This is a genomic window from Mycolicibacterium hippocampi, assembly GCF_010723735.1.
Lineage (GTDB): Bacteria > Actinomycetota > Actinomycetes > Mycobacteriales > Mycobacteriaceae > Mycobacterium > Mycobacterium hippocampi.
In genome coordinates this window covers 2,317,868-2,336,414 of record NZ_BLLB01000002.1, presented here as the reverse complement: position 1 = coordinate 2,336,414, position 18,547 = coordinate 2,317,868, and the positions used below count along the sequence as shown (strand labels likewise).

At 69.9% G+C, this 18,547-nt stretch carries 16 protein-coding genes; 7 read left to right on the top strand and 9 right to left on the bottom strand.

Translation table 11 applies throughout. The features are described from left to right. Positions 1-1,080, bottom strand: a complete 1,080-nt coding sequence (locus G6N53_RS12415) for a potassium channel family protein (RefSeq protein WP_163888727.1) — start codon at positions 1,078-1,080, stop codon at positions 1-3. A 46-nt stretch (positions 1,081-1,126) separates the two neighbouring features. Between G6N53_RS12415 and G6N53_RS12410 the strand changes: the two genes are divergently transcribed. Continuing rightward, the gene (locus tag G6N53_RS12410; protein WP_163888726.1) at positions 1,127-1,531 is read left to right on the top strand and encodes a DoxX family protein; all 405 of its coding nucleotides are present in this window, start codon (positions 1,127-1,129) and stop codon (positions 1,529-1,531) included. Between the two features lie 14 nt (positions 1,532-1,545). Here G6N53_RS12410 and G6N53_RS12405 read toward each other — a convergent pair whose 3' ends face one another. From G6N53_RS12405 to G6N53_RS12395, 3 genes are read right to left on the bottom strand one after another with little or no spacing between them, the layout of a single operon-like run. Further along, positions 1,546-4,800 carry an ATP-dependent helicase gene (locus tag G6N53_RS12405; RefSeq protein WP_163888725.1) on the bottom strand — a complete coding sequence of 1,085 codons (3,255 nt, stop codon included), beginning with the start codon at positions 4,798-4,800 and terminating at the stop codon, positions 1,546-1,548. Next, complete coding sequence (locus G6N53_RS12400; protein ID WP_163888724.1) at positions 4,797-7,934, bottom strand: ATP-dependent helicase; 3,138 nt, start codon at positions 7,932-7,934, stop codon at positions 4,797-4,799. Before G6N53_RS12400 ends, G6N53_RS12405 begins: the two co-directional genes overlap by 4 nt. 28 nt (positions 7,935-7,962) lie before the next feature. Beyond that, positions 7,963-8,757, bottom strand: coding sequence for an alpha/beta fold hydrolase (locus G6N53_RS12395; protein ID WP_163888723.1), 795 nt, complete (start codon positions 8,755-8,757; stop codon positions 7,963-7,965). An 87-nt stretch (positions 8,758-8,844) separates the two neighbouring features. Between G6N53_RS12395 and G6N53_RS12390 the strand changes: the two genes are divergently transcribed. Genes G6N53_RS12390 through G6N53_RS12380 form a run of 3 tightly spaced genes read left to right on the top strand, consistent with a single transcriptional unit; the run spans position 8,845 to position 10,527 of the window. Continuing rightward, positions 8,845-9,429: a TetR/AcrR family transcriptional regulator gene (locus G6N53_RS12390; protein ID WP_163888722.1), complete on the top strand. Its 585-nt coding sequence runs from the start codon at positions 8,845-8,847 to the stop codon at positions 9,427-9,429. A 16-nt stretch (positions 9,430-9,445) separates the two neighbouring features. Next, a complete protein-coding gene (locus G6N53_RS12385) occupies positions 9,446-10,228 on the top strand; it encodes an alpha/beta hydrolase (protein WP_163895815.1) in 783 nt (260 codons plus the stop codon). A gap of 2 nt (positions 10,229-10,230) precedes the next feature. Further along, positions 10,231-10,527, top strand: a complete 297-nt coding sequence (locus tag G6N53_RS12380) for an MGMT family protein (protein WP_163888721.1) — start codon at positions 10,231-10,233, stop codon at positions 10,525-10,527. A gap of 65 nt (positions 10,528-10,592) precedes the next feature. Here G6N53_RS12380 and G6N53_RS12375 read toward each other — a convergent pair whose 3' ends face one another. The 3 genes from G6N53_RS12375 to G6N53_RS12365 form a co-directional block, all read right to left on the bottom strand. After that, the gene (locus G6N53_RS12375) at positions 10,593-11,447 is read right to left on the bottom strand and encodes a TIGR02569 family protein (RefSeq protein WP_163888720.1); all 855 of its coding nucleotides are present in this window, start codon (positions 11,445-11,447) and stop codon (positions 10,593-10,595) included. Between the two features lie 36 nt (positions 11,448-11,483). Beyond that, a complete protein-coding gene (gene moeZ / locus G6N53_RS12370; protein WP_205390548.1) occupies positions 11,484-12,650 on the bottom strand; it encodes an adenylyltransferase/sulfurtransferase MoeZ in 1,167 nt (388 codons plus the stop codon). A 119-nt stretch (positions 12,651-12,769) separates the two neighbouring features. Next, a complete protein-coding gene (locus tag G6N53_RS12365; protein ID WP_163888718.1) occupies positions 12,770-13,801 on the bottom strand; it encodes a DUF3152 domain-containing protein in 1,032 nt (343 codons plus the stop codon). Positions 13,802-13,965: 164 nt separating this feature from the next. Between G6N53_RS12365 and fasR the strand changes: the two genes are divergently transcribed. After that, complete coding sequence (fasR, locus tag G6N53_RS12360; RefSeq protein WP_163888717.1) at positions 13,966-14,643, top strand: HTH-type transcriptional activator FasR; 678 nt, start codon at positions 13,966-13,968, stop codon at positions 14,641-14,643. A gap of 73 nt (positions 14,644-14,716) precedes the next feature. On the opposite strand, the gene G6N53_RS12355 is transcribed toward fasR, so the two are convergent. Continuing rightward, entirely contained in the window at positions 14,717-14,968 is a 252-nt protein-coding gene (locus G6N53_RS12355) for a DUF3107 domain-containing protein (protein WP_163888716.1), read from the bottom strand. 238 nt (positions 14,969-15,206) lie between these two features. Between G6N53_RS12355 and G6N53_RS12350 the strand changes: the two genes are divergently transcribed. Further along, on the top strand, positions 15,207-16,025 hold the full coding sequence (locus tag G6N53_RS12350; RefSeq protein ID WP_163888715.1) for a hypothetical protein: 819 nt from the start codon (positions 15,207-15,209) through the stop codon (positions 16,023-16,025). A gap of 9 nt (positions 16,026-16,034) precedes the next feature. Here G6N53_RS12350 and G6N53_RS12345 read toward each other — a convergent pair whose 3' ends face one another. Then, a complete protein-coding gene (locus tag G6N53_RS12345; RefSeq protein ID WP_163888714.1) occupies positions 16,035-16,757 on the bottom strand; it encodes a ferritin-like fold-containing protein in 723 nt (240 codons plus the stop codon). A 268-nt stretch (positions 16,758-17,025) separates the two neighbouring features. Between G6N53_RS12345 and G6N53_RS12340 the strand changes: the two genes are divergently transcribed. Beyond that, complete coding sequence (locus G6N53_RS12340; RefSeq protein WP_163888713.1) at positions 17,026-18,546, top strand: DEAD/DEAH box helicase; 1,521 nt, start codon at positions 17,026-17,028, stop codon at positions 18,544-18,546. Position 18,547: the final 1 nt, after the last annotated feature.

Sequence of the window (18,547 nt, the reverse complement as noted above, 5' to 3'; positions counted from 1 at the left end):
TCATCGGTCGCTGTCCGCGCTGCGGATGAACAGCAGCCGATCCCCCAGCTCGAGCGCATCGACCTCAGGGTCGTCCACCCGCAGCAACTTCTGGTTGCGGACCACACCGAGGACGATGTCGCTCTGGTGCCGCGGCGACCCGCCGGCCTCCTTCGGGGTGACCTCCCGCTCGCCGATCGCGAACCCGGCATCCGGGGTCAGCAGATCCTCCATCATCTCGACGACGCTGGGCGTCTGCACCGCGATGCCGAGCAACCGGCCGGCGGTCTCGGAGGTCACCACGGTCGAGTCGGCGCCGGACTGCCGGAGCAGGTGCTGGTTCTCGGCCTCGCGCACCGCGGCGATGATCTTGGCCTTGGGTGCGAGTTCCCGTGCGGTGAGAGTGACGAGGACGGCGGTGTCGTCACGATTGGCGGCGACGATGATGGACTTGGCGTGCTGCACGCTGGCCAGCCGCAGCACTTCGGAGTCGGTGCCGCTGCCGCGGACCGTCACCAGCCCGGCGCTCTTGGCGCGCTCGAGTGCCGCCGGGTTCTCGTCGACGACCACGATGTCGGCCGGGGCCATCTCATCGCCGACCATCGCCGCGACCGCCGTGCGGCCTTTGGTGCCGTAGCCGATGACGACCGTGTGGTTGCGCACGTTGTTCCTCCACTGCTGGATCCTGAATGCCTGCCGCGACTCGGTGGTCAGCGTCTCCACCGTCGTACCGATGAGCACGATCAGGAACGCCACCCTCAGCGGCGTGATGATCACGATGTTGACCAGCCGGGCGGTCTCGGTGATGGGGGCGATGTCGCCGTATCCGGTCGTCGACAGCGAGACCGTCGCGTAGTAGAAGCAGTCGAGCAGCGACAGGCCGTCCTTCTGCGTGTCGCTGTACCCGTCGCGATCGATGTAGACGATGAGCACCACCGCGCACAGCACGCCCATCGCGATGACGATCCGCTTGGTGATCCGCACCCAGGGACTGGCCACCTCGTGCGGGATCTCGACACGATCGACGAGCGAGTGCACCGGTTGATCGGCGAGTGACCGGTTGATCCTGCCGAGCCGGCGCCGTAAGCGCCCTCTAACCATGGGGGTCCGTCACCGTCGGAGCCTGCAACACCAGCACAATGTAACCATGACCTCCCCCCCGCCCGAACTGCAGCAGATCACCACTTCGTCGCGTGGCGCCAAGATGGGTGCCTGGCTGATCGGGATGGGGGTGCTGCACTTCGCCGCCCCGAAACCGTTCGACACCATCGTCCCGGTCGAACTCCCCGGCAGCGCGCGCTTCTACACGCTCGCCTCGGGTGTCGCCGAGGTCGCCGTCGGCGGCATGCTGGTGGCCCCCAAGACCCGCCGGGTGGGCGCGTTGGCGGCCATCGCGCTGTTCCTCGGCGTGTTCCCGGGGAACGTGAACATGGTCAGGATGTGGTTCAACGATCCGACCAAGTCGCTGCCGATGCGCCTGATCGCCATCGCCCGGTTGCCCCTGCAGATCCCGATGATCATGCAGGCGCTGAAGGTCTACCGGGAGAGTTAGCCCGGCCCTCGGGGTCACGCGGCCGGCAGTTCCATCAGTTCGGCCACCTCCTCGGCGCTGAGCAGCGCATCGGGGACGATGGTGCGCCCGGAGCGCACGTAGTGGAATGCGGCGCGCACCGTCGAGACCGGGCAGCCCCGCAGCCCCGCCCACGCCAGTCGGTAGACCGACAGCTGAACCGCGTTGAGCTGCATCTCTTCCGGCGTGGACGGAGGCTCTCCGGTCTTCCAGTCCACCACCGTCACTCCGCCATCGTCGTCGGCGAAGACCGCGTCGATGCGCCCGCGCACCACCCGCCCGCCGAGCACCATGTCGAACGGCACCTCCACATCGAGCGGGGTGCGCGCCGCCCAGGCCGACACCGCGAACGCCGCCTGCAACTCCTCGAGCTCGCCGCGGTCCTGGCGATCGGCATCCACCGCACCGGGCAGGTCGTCGAGGTCGAACAGCTTCTCGGCCTGGAAGTACCGTTGCACCCACTCGTGGAACGCCGTTCCCAACAGCGCTTGTGAATCCGGACGCCGCGGCAGCCGCCGGTGAAGTCGCTGCGCTGCGGCCTCGGGATCGCGACCGAGATCGACCAATGTGCTCACCGACAGCTGCGTCGGCAGCGGCGGGGTGGGCCGGTGTGCGGCGAGTTCGCGTTCGGCGAGCAGCGCGTCGACGTCGGCGGCCCAGCCGTGCACGTCGGCGGAGCCGTCTTCGATTCGGTCCGCCAACGCCCGCGCCACCAACTCGGCGCCGCGGTCGACGTGCTCGCGGCGGCCCCCGACCGGGTCGACGGGCCACATGGCCTCGACGACCTGATCACGCAGCGGGTTCGGTTCACCGTCGGCAGGGGCGTCGGCCCAGACGTCCACGGCCCCGCACGGGGTCCCTGCCGCGGCGGACTCGTCGATGACATCCTTGAGTTCACTCAGGAACGTCGACGGGCCCCGGGGTTTGGCCCCGGTGGCGCCCCAATGATGGCCCGACAGGAGCAGGGTGTGCTCGGCGCGGGTGACCGCGACGTAGAGCAGTCGCCGCTCCTCGTCGGTCCGCCGCTGGTCGAGGCTACGCTTGTGTTCGGAAATCCTGTCCGACAAAGCTTTTCGGTCATTGACCGTCGAGGTGTCGAGGACCGGGACCCCGTGTGCGGACACGGTCGCGCAGTCACCGCGCAGCAGCGGCGGCAGGTCGGCCGCATCGGACAGCCAGGTGCGCGGGGACGCCGTCGACGGGAACACCCGTCCACTGAGGTGCGGCACCGCCACGATCTGCCACTCCAGACCTTTGGCCGCGTGCACCGTCAGAATCTGCACCCGATCGGCGGCCACCGTGATCTCGGCCGGCGCCAGGCCATTCTCGACCTGTTCAGCGGTGTCGAGGAACGCCAGCAGCGCCGACACCGTGGCGCCGGGCCGGGCGGAGAAGTCGGCGACCACGTCGCCGAAGCGGTCGAGGTGTTCGGTTCCCGCCCATCCCGCCGAAACTGGTTGGGCCGCCCTGACTTCCGCATCGACGCCGAGGAGCCGACGCACCTCGGCGACCAGCTCGGGCAACGGGCTGTCCAGGTGGGCACGCAGCCCCGTCAACTCGCGGCCCAACGCCACGATCCTCGAGTACCCGATCGGGGAGTAATCGGCGGCGGGCCCCGGGTCGCAGAGCGCATCGGCCAGGCAGGCCGCGTCGGCATCCGGGGCGACCTGTGCGAGGGCCTGATCGACCCCGCCTCGAGGCGCCGACGCACCGACGTCGTCGAGCTGTACGGCGCGCCGCCACAGCGCGGTGATGTCACGCGCACCCAGACGCCAGCGGGGACCGGTGAGCACCCGCATCGCCGCAGCTCCCGTCATGGGGTCGGCGGCCAGCCGCAGCATCGCGACCACATCGGCGACCTCGGGCACCGAGAGCAGCCCGGCCAGTCCGACGACCTCCACCGCCACCCCGCGCCGGGTGAGCGCTTCAGCCATCGGAGCGGCATCGGCGTTGCGGCGCACCAGGACTGCGGCCGTGGGAGCTGCACCGGCCGCGCTGACACCCTCGTGGTAGAGCCGCGCCACCTTCTCGGCCACCCATTCGCGTTCGGCCACCACGTCGGGCAGTAACGCGCAGTGCACGTCGCCGCCACCGGCGTCGGGGCGGGCCTGCAGCGACCGCACCGCGACCGACCGGTGCCGTGCATCCGCGGACACCGCGTTGGCCAGGTGCAGCACCTCGGGAGGGTTGCGCCAGCTGGTGCGCAATTCCAGGCTGGGCGCCGGGCTGCCGTCCGACAGGGGGAAGTCGGTGGTGAACCGCGGCAGGTTGGTCGCCGAGGCGCCGCGCCATCCGTAGATCGACTGGATGGGATCGCCGACGGCGGTCAGCGCCAGCCCATCGTCGGCGCCGCCGCCGAACAACGACGACAGCGCCACCCGCTGCGCATGCCCGGTGTCCTGGTACTCGTCGAGCAGCACCACCCGGTAGCGCTGCCGCAGTTGCTCACCGACCTGGGGGAACCGGGACGCCAACCGCGCGGCCGAGGCCATCTGCATGCCGAAGTCGAGGACCCGTTCGTCGCGCATCCTCCGGTGCAGCGCATCGATCAGCGGGATCAGCGCGGTGCGTTCGGTCTGGGTGGCCAGCATCTGCAGCAGCCACTGGCTGGGTCCTTTGTCGCGCTGGTACCGGCCGGCCGGCAACGTGTGCACCAGCCGCTCGAGCTCGACGTGGGTGTCACAGAGCTGCTCGGTGTCCACGAGGTGCTCGGCCAGCGCACCGGCCAGCCGCAGCACCATCGCGGTGATCGCCGCGGGTGACTTTTCGGTGTCCAGCGCGCCGGGATGCTCACACACCACCCGGAACGCCAACTGCCACAGCTCCGTCTCGCCGAGCAGCCGAGCGTCGGGCTCGACCGGAAGCAGCAGGCCGTATTCACGCAGCAGCGTGCCCGCGAATGCGTGGTAGGTGCCGACCGTGACGGGGTCGTCGCTGAGGTCGGGCGTGGGGGTGCCGGGAATCAGCAGTCCGGCACCGGCGAGGCGGGCCAGCCGGGAGCGGACCCGGCGCAACAGCTGGCTCGCTGCCTTGCGGGTGAACGTCAGACCCAGCACCTCGCCAGGGCGGGCGTATCCGTTGGCGACCAACCACACCACCCGCGCCGCCATCGTCTCGGTCTTGCCCGCACCGGCGCCGGCGATCACCACCAGCGGACCCGGCGGTGCGGCGATGACCGCGGCCTGCTCCTCGGTCGGTGCGAAAAGACCGAGAGCGGAGGACAACTCGGTGGGGCTGTACCGCGGCGTCATGACTGTTCACTCCTGGTCTCCTGGGCCGGGCACATGGTCCGGACCGGGCAGTGCGCACAGCCGTCGTTGACCCGCGCGAGGAACTGCGGACCCTGCGTCGCCGCGGCGGCCCGGTGAATCAGCGAGTGCCACTCGGCATGGCCGTCGCGGGTCATCGGCGCCTGATCGCGTTCGGTCGCCCCGCCGCCGCGGGCCTTGCCGATGTAGACGAGGCGCCCTCCCCCGGGCTCGTCGCCCTCGGCGAGCAGCCCTTCGGCGACGGCCAGCTGGTACATCGCCAGCTGGGCATGGGCCTGGGCGTCATCCTTGCTGACGGGGCTCTTGCCGGTCTTGATGTCGACGACGACGAGCCTGCCCTCGCTGTCGCGCTCGAGGCGGTCGAGGCGGCCGCGCACCCGCACCGCGGGGGACCCGTCGCCGGGATGGGCGACTTGTCCGTCGACCTCGACCTCGGTGCCGACCTCGGTGAGCTCGTGGCGGGTGTCGGCACGCCAGCGCAAGAACGTCGACAGCATCTCCAGGTGCCGGACCAGCTCGTTGTCGGCGTGCCACTGCGCGTCGAAAGGCAGTTCACTCCAGACCTTCTCGAGGTCGTTGAGCATCTGGGACTCCGTCTTGCCCGACTCGGACACCAGGGCGTGCACCAACGACCCGAGAGCCGAGCGCACATCGCGCCCGGCGGACCCGCCGTGCCGTTCGAGCAGCCACCGCAGCGGGCAGTCCGAGAGCATCTGCAACGTCGACGGCGACAACGTCACCACATGGGCATCGCCCTCTCCACCGTCCCACAGTGGTTCCTCGGTGGACAGTGCGCGCATGCCGAACCAGGACGCCGGGTCGGTACCGTGCACACCGGCCTCGGCGAGGCGGGCCAACTGTGCTGCCGCACAACATCTCTCCTCGTCGGACACCGCGCCGGGAGCCGAGCAGACCACCGACCGCAGGCGTCCGACAAGCGCCGCCGGGGCCAGCACCCGCGGGGCCCGGACCGGGACGGCGTCCTCGGCGAGCGGTTCGGTCGCCACCGCGCTGAGCTCGCGACAGAAAGACGACGGAAGCATCGCGTCATCCCCGTCATCGCTGTCGACGGCCGTCACCAACAGCCTGCTGCGCGCGCGACCCATGGCCGCGATCAGCAGCCGCCGCTCCTCGGCGAGCAGCGGCGCCCTGCTGGAGAGTCCACGCTCCCCGGCATCGGCGACACCGTCGATCACATCGACCAGCTGCTGGGTGGCGAGCACCCCGCCGCGCGGAGAGACGTTGGGCCACAGACCTTCCTGTAGTCCGGCGATCACCACGAAGTCCCACTCGCGGCCCAACGACGAGTGCGCGCTGAGCACCGCGACCGCGTCGGTGCGGGGAGCGTCGTCGCGGCGGACGGGAGGCAGCGCGAGTGCGGCGACGTGGTCGATCAGTCCGCGCAGTGAGGCCCCCGCCGTCCGCGCGACGTACTGTTCGGCGACGTCGAACACCGCGGTGACGGCGTCGAGGTCACGCTCGGCCTGGGCCGCGGCCGGCCCACCGCGCTCGGCCGCGGCCAACCACCGTCGCTGCAAACCGGAGCGGTGCCACGCCTGCCACAGCGTGTGCCGCGGATCCCGGCCCTCGTCGGCGCTGCGCTGCGCGGCTGCCAGCACCGCGCGTACCCGTCCCAGCGCCCGCCCCTGCTCGTCGGAGAGTGGGTTGGAGGTGCGGTGCAGCGCGGCGACGAGAAGATCCCCGAACCCAGTCGACGAGCCGGCTTCGGCCGCCCGGCGCAGCGCCCGCCGCAATTGCCGCAGCGACACCGGATCCACCCGACCGATCGGACCCGTCAGCAGTTGCAGGGCCCGCTGCCCGTCCAGACCGTCCGCGGTCGCCTCCAGCACGGTCAGCAGCGCGCGCACCGCAGGCTGATCCGCCAGCGCTGAATCAGCCTGTGGCACATCAACCGGCACGCCTGCGGCCGCCAACGCGCGCCCCAGTCCGGCACCCATCCGGGGCACCGACCGGACGATCACCGCCATCTGCGACCAAGCCATTCCGTCGATCAAATGGGCGCGGCGCAGCGCATCGGCGATCAGCGTGGCCTCGGCGTGCAGTGACGCGGCGATCCGCACCGTCAGCGCACCGGGCACGTCGGTGCCGGTGAGCCGACGGGTGCTCTCCTGGCCCGGCAGCCGGCGTGCGACCGCACCGATGGCATCGGCCACCGGGGCTGCGCACCGGTGTGACTCGGTCAGCGACAACACCGGTCCGTCACCACGCAGCAGCGCCGGGTCGGCCCCTCGGTACCCGAACACGGTCTGGTGCGGATCTCCGGCGATCACGGCGAGCTCGGCCCCGCTCGCCAGCACGGCCACCAGTCGAGCGGCCTGCGGGTCGAGGTGCTGGGCGTCGTCGACCAGCAGCAGCTTGACCCGCGCGCGCTCGGCGGCCAGCAGGTCGGCGTCCATGGCGAACGCCTCGAGCGCGGCGCCGACGAGTTCGGCGGCGCCCAATGCCGGCACGGTGGCCTGCGGAGCCGCCATGCCCACCGCCGATCTCAACAACATGATCTGCTCGTAGGCCCGGGCGAACCGGCCTGCCGCCCGCCATTCGGGCCTACCAGCCAGCCGGCCGATGCGTTGCAACTCAGCGGGATCGACTCCGCGCTCGCCGCACCGCGCCATCAGATCACGCAGTTCGGCGGCGAAACCGGCAGTGCCGAGCGCCGGCCGCAGCCGCTCCGGCCAACGCACCGGCGATGCAGCACCGTCCTCGATGTCGCCGGCCAGCAGTTCCCGGATGATGCCGTCCTGCTCGGCGCTGGTGATCAACCTCGGTGGCGGGGTCCCGTTGCGTTGCGCAGCCAGCCGCAGCACCGCGAACGCGTAGGAATGCACGGTGCGCACCAGCGGCTCCCGCACCACCGTACGTGCGCCCGAGCTCAGCAGCGTCGCTGTGATCGCGGCCTTGGCCTGCGCGCCGAGGCGCGCCGAACCCGTCAGCAGCAGAACCGATTCCGGATCACAGCCCGCGGACAGGTGTGCGACGGCCGTGTCTACGAGCAGGCGGCTCTTGCCGGTGCCGGCACCACCGAGCACCCGGATGGTGCCGCGCATCTCGGGACGACCCAGTGCGTCAGGGGTCAGCTCGGTGTGTGGCGCAGACATGTTGGCATGACACCACGAGGGTCTGACATCAGCGGTCCAGCACGCGCTCCAGGAAGGGTTCGACGACGCCGAGCCAGCCCTGCGGATCCGACGTGAAGGGAAGATGGCCGGTGTCGAACTCGACGTAGGCCGAGCCGCTGATCGCGTGGTGCATGGCACGCCCCCAGGACCTGCGCAGCGTGCGGTCCCGAGTGCCCCAGGTGATCAGTGTGGGCGAGGTGATCCTGTCGGCGAGTGCGCGCAGGTCGGCCGCGGGGTCGGGAAAGCTGCGCCACATCGCCGCCGCGGTCTGCCTGCCGACGCGGGTGCGGGCGCGGGCGAGCACCCGCGCGACGACGTCACGGTCTGCGTCGGTCCTCGCCGCCATGTACAGCGGCACCGAAAAGCGGAACACCGCGCCGATGGTGCCCGGATGGCCCATCAACGCACAGAACGCCCGGCTGACCGGGGTCCACGGGGTGAAGCCGGAACCGTTGACCAGCACCAGGCCGGCCACCCGGGAGGGATCTCTGAGGGCGAGTCGGCACGCTGCGAACCCGCCGACCGAGTTGCCGACGAACACCGCGTCGCGCAGCTCGAGGGCGGACACGAACTGCTCGAGCGCGTCGGCCAGGAGCGGGGCGGTCAGCGGCACTGCCGGGACAGGTGAGTCACCGTGACCGGGCCAGTCGACGGCGACGACGCGGTACCGGCCGGCCAGGGCGGCGGCGACGTGGGTGTAGTCGGTGCGGTCGTGCAACGTCGCGTGCAGCAGCACCACCGCGGGTCCGGTGCCCTGATCGGTGTAGGCCAGGGTTCCCGACGGCGTCCTCGCCAGGGGCATGCTCATCTCCTCATTGACCGGTCGGTCGGTCAACAACCTAGCGCACCGACGGTTCGTTGACCACCCGGTCGGTATGTTGGAAGACCGATGACTCCCCCATCTCAGACACCCGGCGCGCGGGCGGCGGCCAAGGAACGCACCCGCGACGCGCTGCTGTCGGCGGGCTTCGTCCTGGCCGAGACCACCGGTCTCGACGGCCTCAGCGTCAACGCGGTGGTGGCCACCGCCGGCGTGGCCAAGGGAACGTTCTTTCATCACTTCGGCGACCGCACGTCGTATCTCGTGGCGCTGCACCGCCGGTTTCACGACGACATCTTCGACGAGGTGCAGCGGGCCACCGCGTCGATGCGACCAGGCCGGGACCGGTTGACCGCGATGTCGGTGACCTACCTCGACGGCTGCCTGCGCCGGCGCGGCGTGCGGGCCCTGATCCTCGAGGCCCGCGGGCAGCTCCCCATCCAGGACGAGATCATCCGCCGCAACAGCACCACCGTCGATCTCCTCACCGACGACTTCGTCGCGATGCGTCGGCCCCGCCCGCGCGCAGCGGCCCGGCTGTGGCTCGCCGCGAACGCCGAATGCGCGCTGCTGGAACTCGACGCAGGTCGGGCTGACCCCGAGACCCGCGCCGCACTGGCGGATCTCCTCGACGGGCCACGAGTGGAGGCGTGACGGCCGAACTGGCACCATCATCGACGTGTTGCACACCCATCGTTTCGGACCGGCCGGGTCGGCGCGCGTGCTGGCGATCCACGGGCTGACCGGGCACGGCCGACGGTGGCAGACACTCTTCGAGCAGCACCTGCCCGACGTCGCGGCGCTCGCGCCCGACCTGCTGGGCCATGGCAGGTCGTCGTGGGATGCGCCGTGGACGATCGAGGCGAACGTGGCGGCGGCCGCGGCGTTGCTCGAGGCCGAGGCGGCCGGACCCGTCGTGGTCGTCGGCCATTCGTTCGGTGGCGCGGTCGCCCTGAGCCTGGCGTCGACGCGGCCCGACCTGGTCAGCGCTCTGGTGCTTCTCGACCCGGCGGTCGCCCTCGACGGGCGGTGGATGCGGGAGGTGGCCGACAGCATGATCGAATCACCGGACTACACCGACCGCGAGGAAGCACGCGCCGAGAAGGCCAACGGGTCGTGGGGCGACGTGGCCACCGCTGAACTGGACCGCGAACTCGACGAACACCTCGTCGCACTGCCGAACGGCCGAGTCGGGTGGCGCATCAGCATCCCGGCGATGCTGTCGTACTGGAGTGAGCTCACCCGCCCCGTTGCCCTTCCGCGCGACGGCACACCGACCACGCTGGTGCGCGCCACCCGCACCGATCCGCCGTACGCCTCCGACGAACTGATCGCAGGCCTGGACGCCGGGCTGGGATCGGGATTTGTTCTGCTGGAATGGGATTGTGATCACATGGTGCCGCTCGCCAAGACTGCGGAGACTGCGGCCGTGATTCGCGACCAGCTGAGCTGACCGTGGCGGCCATCACCGACGAGCAGGTGGAGGCAGTGCGCGCGCTCGTCGCGGCCGTGCCACCGGGAAGGGTGACCACCTACGGCGACATCGCTTGTGCGGCAGGGCTGTCCAGCGCCCGCATCGTCGGGTGGATCATGCGCACCGACTCGTCGGATCTGCCGTGGCACCGGGTGATCACCGCGTCGGGAAAACCGGCGCCGCATCTGGCGTCTCGGCAGTTGGAACGGCTGCGCGCCGAAGGGGTGCTCGCCGCCGACGGCCGGGTGCCGCTGCGGCAGTACCGCCACGCCTTCTGACCGCGAGCGTGCTGTCAGCGTAGAGATCTTGACTCTGAAGCTACGGTGAGCGCACGCTCGGGCAGCTAGACCGCCAGGCGGACCAGCGCTGCGGTGCGGGCCAGGCCGGGGAACGCCGCGGCCGTCGACCGCGGATGCAGCGCATGCACCGCCAACCGGAAGATCAACGCGCGCAACAGCATCTGCGGCCACTCCGGCAACGGTGTCCACCTCTCGATCAGGCCGTCGTCGGCGTCGCCCCAGGACAGCGCGTCGACCACCACCACCCCGGCGGCCCATGCCGGCGGTCGCCAGTACGGCGTGATGTCGGTGATCCCCGGAGCCGCGGTGCCGGCGAAAAGCACTGTGCCGTAGAGATCTCCGTGGACCAGCTGACTCGGACTCTTGGTGGGCCGGCGCAGCGAAGCGAGCTGGTTGATCAGTTCGACGGATTTCTGCCCGTCGGCGGTTCCGGGCGCCACCCGCGCACCTGGCGGCAGCGAGTGCAGCGGACGCTCCTCCCACGCCGCCCGGTCGGCGGCGATGAACACGTCGACGTCGGCCCACGGCGCCACCGGCGGCTGGGTCAGGAACCGGGGCCGCTCGAGCTTGGCGGTGGCTTCGTGCAACCGGACGGCAGCGGAGACCACCTCGTCGTGGCGGGGCTCCGGGGTGCCGGCGACGTAGGTGTCGGCGCGCCAGCCGGCGACGACGTAGCGGCCGTCGGTGGAGCGCACCGGCCGGGCCAGCCGCACCCCGTCGACGAACAGCGTCTCGCGCACCTTGGCCGACCAAGCGGCCCGGGCGTGATCGGCGACCATCGACAGCACCACTTCACCACAGCGCCAGCCGCCCTCCCAGCTGGATCCCAGCGGCGCCGGCTGCACCCCGGACAGCCCGAAGGCCGCAAGCACATGGTCGGGTGGGCGCTCGGCGGTCACCGGCTCAGCCTAAGCGGAACCGCGCCCAACCCAGCGTTAGTACATCACCATGTCGGGTTCGAGTTGCTTGGCCCAGGCCACGATCCCACCCTGCAGATGCATGGCGTCGGCGAAACCGGCCTTCTTGATGACCGCCAGGGCTTCGGCCGAGCGCACCCCGGTTTTGCAGTACAGCACCGGTACCCGATCGTGCGGCAGCCGCGTCAGACCGTCGCCGGTCTCGATCGTCGACTTCGGGATGAGCTCGGCGCCGTCGATGTGGTTGATGTCCCACTCGACCGGCTCACGGACGTCGATCAACGCGAACTTCTGGCTGGAGTCGAGCATCTCCCGCAGCTCCCGCGGCGTCACGGTGGCGTCGGCGGACGCTTCCGCGGCTTCGTCGGAGACCACACCGCAGAACGCCTCGTAGTCGATCAGCTCGGTGATCTTCGGCGTGGCCGGGTCCTTGCGGATCTTGATCGTTCGGTAGCTCATGTCCAGGGCGTCGTAGACCATCAGCCGGCCCAGCAGCGGCTCCCCGATGCCGGTGATCAGCTTGATGGCTTCGGTGCCCATCACCGAGGCGATGGACGCGCACAGGATGCCCAGCACCCCACCCTCGGCGCAGGACGGCACCATCCCGGGCGGCGGCGGCTCCGGGTAGAGGTCGCGGTAGTTCAGGCCCAGCCCGTCGGGGGCGTCCTCCCAGAACACCGACACCTGACCCTCGAAGCGGTAGATCGAGCCCCACACGTACGGCTTGCCCGCGAGCACCGCGGCGTCGTTGACCAGGTAGCGGGTGGCGAAGTTGTCGGTGCCGTCGAGGATCAGGTCGTACTGGGAGAACAGTTCGACGGCGTTGTCCGGTTCCAGCCGGACCTCGTGCAACCGGACGTCGACCAGCGGGTTGACCTCCAGGATCGACTCCTTGGCGCTCTGCGCCTTGGACCGGCCGATGTCGGACTGCCCGTGGATGATCTGCCGCTGCAGATTCGACTCGTCGACGACGTCGAACTCGACGATCCCGATCGTGCCCACACCGGCGGCGGCGAGGTAGAGCAGTGTCGGCGAACCCAGTCCGCCCGCCCCGATGACCAGGACACGGGCGTTCTTCAGGCGCTTCTGCCCGTCCAGGCCGAGGTCGGGGATGATGAGATGACGGCTGTAGCGCGCCACCTCTTCGCGGGTGAGTTCAGCTGCTGGTGCTACCAGCGGCGGCAACGGGGTCGACACCGAGTTCTCCTTGGTTGGCTTCAGGAATCATCACATCAGTTGTGCATGGGTACTGCAATCAACAGCGATGAGGGCCCGGGGCTTCCCGGGTGCTCACTGGCCCGGATTCAGGCGATCGGGTAGGGCCAGGGATTGAACCGGCAGGTGATGCCGTCCGGGGTGACCGTGCCGGGGTCGAACCGGGCCGCGTCGTTGTTGCTCGTCGAGAACGTCTGCTGCATCATGATCGGCGCCAGCTCACCGTTGGCGGCGCACTGCTCGTGGCGCTGGTAGCCGATCGCGTGGCCCACCTCGTGGTTGATCAGGTACTGCCGGTAGGAGCCGACGTCTCCCTGGAACGGCACCGCGCCGCGCACCCACCGGGCCTCGTTGACGAACACTCGCGGCTGGCCCTCGAATGCCGGGTTGTAGCAGGACGCCTCGAGCTGGATGTCATAGCCGCAGCCGTCCCGAATCGTCATCGGGGACGTCAGCGACACCCGGAAGTCCGGCTCGATGCCCGAGGCGGCGTCCACCCGCGTGAACGCGAACTGCTGGTTGTGGGTCCAGCTCTTCGGGTTGGCCAGCGTCTCGCTGACCATCCGCGCGAAGCCGTCGTCGCCGCCGAACGTCGTGGTGTCGATCCCGTCCTCCACCTCGACGGTGTAGGTGAACACCTTGGTGGTGCCCTGCCCGACCTGGGGCGTGGTGCCGGGCACCACGTGCCACGTCCGGGCACCCGCCGGGGTGAACGGCCCGCCGTCGGGCAGGATCCCGGTGGGCAGGCTGGCGTCGAACTCCGTGAGTCCCTTGGGCGGTGCGCCGACGATCGCGGTGCTCGCGACGCCGATGGTCGGCGGACCCTGCACGGGTCCGTCCTCGTCCACCACCTCCGGGACGCTGGTTCCGGTGATGGTCTGGTAGCCGACCACCACCGTCAGCGCGACCAGCAGCGGCAGCGCGTAGGCACGCCATCCGTATGTGGAGATGAAGCGACCGATCCAGGTCTGCTTGCGCCACCGCTTGCGGTCGTCCCGGTTCGATCTGACCCGGCCCGGCTGTTCGGCCAGCGGGTCACGCTGCGCGCGGAGAGGCTCTCGCCACTCGTCGCGCAGCACGGGGACCCGACCGCTCCCGCGACGCCCCGGGTCGTAGGTCACCGAAACAGGATGACACAGCTCAGAGGACTTGCACTCCCGGCGCGCCACCGCACGCCGCGCCAACCGGGCGCGGACCTCACGCGTACCGCAGGCCAACGGTAGTAGTGTCAGTGCGGAGCGAATCAAACACGCCGGTCGCGCCGGCTGTAGATCTAGAGGTTCTGATGAGCGATCTCGCCAAGACGGCGCAGCGGCGGGGGGGACAACCAGCCAACGGCACCGGGTTGCCCGCCACCGCGGCCCGGCGCGGTAACCGGCTGCCCCGAGACGAGCGCCGTGGACAGTTGCTGATCGCTGCCAGCGAGGTGTTCGTCGACCGCGGGTATCACGCCGCGGGCATGGACGAGATCGCCGACCGCGCCGGCGTCAGCAAACCGGTGCTGTACCAACATTTCTCGTCGAAGGTCGAGCTGTACCTGGCAGTGCTGCAACGGCACGTCGACAACCTGGTCTCCGGGGTGCGTCAGGCGCTGCGGACCACCACCGACAACCGCCAGCGGGTGCGTGCCGCGGTGGAGGCGTTCTTCGACTTCATCGAGCACGACGGCCAGGGCTACCGGCTGATCTTCGAGAACGACTACGTCACCGAGCCCCAGGTGGCCGCGCAGGTCAAGGTCGCCACCGAGTCGTGCACCGACGCCGTGTTCGACCTGATCAGCCACGATTCCGGGCTTGAACCGCATCGGGCCAGGATGATCGCGGTGGGTCTGGTGAGCATCAGCGTCGACTCCGCACGCTACTGGCTCAACAACGAGCGCCCGATCGACAAGAGCGACGCCGTCGAGGGCACGGTGCAGTTCATCTGGGGCGGGCTGTCCCACGTGCCACTGACCCGCTCCTGACCTTTCGCCGGAACTGTATTGCGCGCGGTGCTCACTCGGGATTTCGCGCGCGCAATACCGTTCCGGCGACGACTCAGCGGGTGGCTTCGGCGCCGACGGCGCCCACTCCGAATCCGACCCTGCGCGAGTCGGCGGCCCCGATCTCGACGTAGGCGATCTTCGCGGACTGCACGAGGAAGCGCCGGCCCTTCTCGTCGGTGAGGCTCAGAACGCCCGCATCGGCGGCGAGCGCATCGGCGACCAACTTCTCCACCTCAGCCGGCGTCTGCGCGCTGCTGAGGATCAGTTCGCGCGGGCTGTCGGTGACACCGATCTTGACCTCCACGGTGAAAACCCTTCTGTTCGAGTGCTCGTCTTCTCCACAGGAGGCTAATGGACGCTGTGCCCGTCAGGCCGCGCCGGGATCTACGCGGTCAGCGAAACAGCGCCGCGAGCCTGAAACCGACGGGCGACCGAACCGAGTCCCGACCGTGACCGCAGAGCAGGCGCGCCAACCTCATTCGTCACTTCTGTCCCGATAGCATCAGCCCTCGTACCGCAAGGAAAGCGACTGGGATAGCTGGATGAACAGGCCTTACACCGCACAATCGCCGTACTCCCTGACCCCGACGGAGCGCATCGAAAGCCCCCGCCGGGGCCGGCGCTACGCGGGCGGACACGGGAGTGCCGACCGGTACGCCGATCCGTACGGCGAACCCGACGGCGACCTGATCACCGATACCCTTCCGCCGTATCCCGGCGACTACGACCCCGACGGTCCCATCGAGGACTACGACGACTACGACATCGACGAGGCCAGCGTCGACCGCCGGTGGATGTGGATCGCCGGGATCGCAGGCGCCATCCTGTTCGTCGCCGTCATCGCAGCCAGCCTGATCCTGGGCGGGGGTGACAGCGGATCGGTGTCGGCGACCATCGCATCCAGCCAGGGCGCACCGACGTCCAGCAGCGCTCCTGAGCCCTCCGCACCCCGCGTCGCGGCCCCGCCGTCGCTGCCTCCCGAGACGGTCACCACGGTGACCCCATCCCCGACCCCGAGCGCGACCGCGACGCCGACGGCACAACCCGTGCTGCCCCCGCCGCAGGCCGCTCCGCCGCCCGCGGCTGTCGCTCCCGGCACCGTGACCTACCGGATCACCGGAGATCGCTCACTCATCGATCTGGTGACGGTGATCTACACCGACCAGCGGGGCGCCCTGGTGACCGACGTGAACGTCGCGCTGCCCTGGTCCAAGACCGTGGTGCTCGATCCCGGTGTGACGCTGAGCTCGGTGACCGCAACCAGCGTCCGGGGTCAGCTCAACTGCAGCATCACCGACGCCAACGGCGCCGTGATCGCCGCGCAGAACAGCAACTCGTTCATCACCAACTGCACGCGGTAGCGGGCCTGGTCAGGCCAGCCCGAGCTCGCGCATCCGGGTGCTGTGGGTGTGCTGCAGGCGGTCGAAGAAGTCGGTCATCTGCGACAGCCCACCGCCCGACATCACCAGGTCGACGAGCTCGTCGTGGTCGGCGAGGACGTATTGGGCCTGGGTGATCGCCTCACCCAGCAGCCGCCGCGACCACAGCGCCAACCGGTGGCGCTGACGGTCACTGGCCGTCACCGCGTCGCGCACCTCGCCGACGACGAACTGCGAGTGTCCCGTCTCCGACAACACCGAACGCACCACGTCGGCGACCTCGTCGGGCATCGACCCGGCGGTCTCGAGGTAAAAATCGGCGGCCATCGCGTCGCCGACGTAGGTCTTGACCAACGCCTCGAGCCAGGTGCTCGGCGTGGTCAGCCGGTGATAGTTCTCCAGCGCCGAGGCGTACTTGGTCATCGCCGGGACGACGTCGACACCGCGGCGCTCCAACGCGTCGCGCAGCACTTCGTAGTGGTTCATCTCGGCGGCCGCCATGCTGGCCATGTTGATCCGGCCACGCAGGTTGGGCGCCATCCGCGCCTCTTCGGTGAGCCGATAGAACGCCGCGACCTCGCCGTATGCCAACAGCGCGAACAGCTCGTTGATGCCCGGGTGCAGGGGCGACACCGTGGCAGCACCCGCTTTTTCCGGGTTGTTCTGCGCTCCCGCCGGAGCGGGATCGGCGGCCGTGGGAGGCGTCGAAGACATGGCCCCAACTCTAGAGCGCCGGCGCGCCCGCAACGAGTGCGGTGACCGGGCAGCCGACCGACCGGCTACCATGGGGTCTGGTGTCGGCGCGAAAGTCGACAGATCGATACAGGTCACGTGGGCTGATGGTCGCCGCAGGCACCTTGACAATGTGCGTGCACGACAGGCGGCCCGCCTCCTCATCGCAGGGCCTGACGGAGTTCTCTTCACAACTCGTGCGCGCTGGAACGCAACGAGGAATGACCGTGAAAGGCTTCGTTTACCCAGCATGACACCTGTAATCCCACATACAAGCCCGTCGTTTGCCGAGCTCGGAGTGCGCGAGGAGATCGTCCGCGCACTGTCCGAATCCGGCATCGAGCATCCCTTCGCCATCCAGGAACAGACCCTGCCGCTGGCCCTGGCCGGCGACGACCTGATCGGCCAGGCCCGCACCGGCATGGGCAAGACCTTCGCCTTCGGCGTGCCGCTGCTGCACCGGCTCACCACCGACACCGAACGCCCGCTCTCCGGTATCCCGCGCGCGCTGATCGTCGTGCCCACCCGGGAGCTGTGCATCCAGGTCTTCGGCGACCTGACCGAGGCGTCGAAATACCTCAAGGCCGAGCACGAAGGTCAGAGCCGACCGCTGTCGGTCGTCGCGATCTACGGCGGCCGCCCCTACGAGCCACAGGTGGCGTCGCTGCAGAAGGGCGCCGACGTCGTCGTCGGCACCCCCGGCCGCCTCCTGGACCTCGCGCAGCAGGGCCACCTCCAGCTCGGTGGGCTGTCGACGCTGGTGCTCGACGAGGCCGACGAGATGCTCGACCTGGGCTTCCTGCCCGACATCGAGCGGATTCTCAAGCAGATCCCGACCAACCGTCAGGCGATGCTGTTCTCGGCGACCATGCCGGACCCGATCATCACGCTGGCCCGCACGTTCATGAACCAGCCGACCCACATCCGGGCCGAGGGTGTGCAGGGCTCGGCCACCCACGAGTCCACCGAGCAGTTCGCCTACCGGGCGCACGCCCTCGACAAGGTCGAGATGGTCGCCCGAATTCTGCAGGCCGACAATCGCGGTGCGACGATGATCTTCACCCGCACCAAGCGGACCGCCCAGAAGGTCTGCGACGAACTCGCCGAGCGCGGGTTCAAGGTCGACGCCGTGCACGGCGATCTCGGCCAGGGCGCCCGGGAGAAGGCGCTGAAGTCCTTCCGCAGCGGTGATGTCGACGTGCTCGTCGCGACCGACGTGGCCGCCCGGGGCATCGACATCGACGACATCACCCACGTGATCAACTACCAGATCCCCGAGGACGAGCAGGCCTACGTGCACCGCATCGGCCGAACCGGGCGTGCGGGCAAGACCGGCATCGCCGTCACGCTCGTGGACTGGGACGAACTCCCGCGCTGGACGATGATCGACAAGGCCCTGGGTCTGGAGACCCCCGACCCGGCCGAGACGTACTCCAGCTCACCGCACCTGTTCGAGGAAATGAACATCCCGGCCGACGCCACCGGCAAGATCGGACGCAGCCGCGCGGCGGAGGGCGCCAAGAAGGCGCCCAGGCAAGAGGGCAGGCGCACCAGTTCCGCGGACTCCGATGACAAGCCGGCCCGCCGCAGCAACCGGACACGGCAACGCACCCGCGGCGGCCAGACACCCGGCAGCCATCCCGAAGCTGCTCAGCAGGGTGCGCCGGCAGAAGCCGACAACACCGGCGGCGAGCAGTCGGACGCGGCACGGTCAGGACGTCGCCGTCGGCGCCGCCGCCCCAGCAAGGCCCCGGCCGCAGGCACCAACTAGC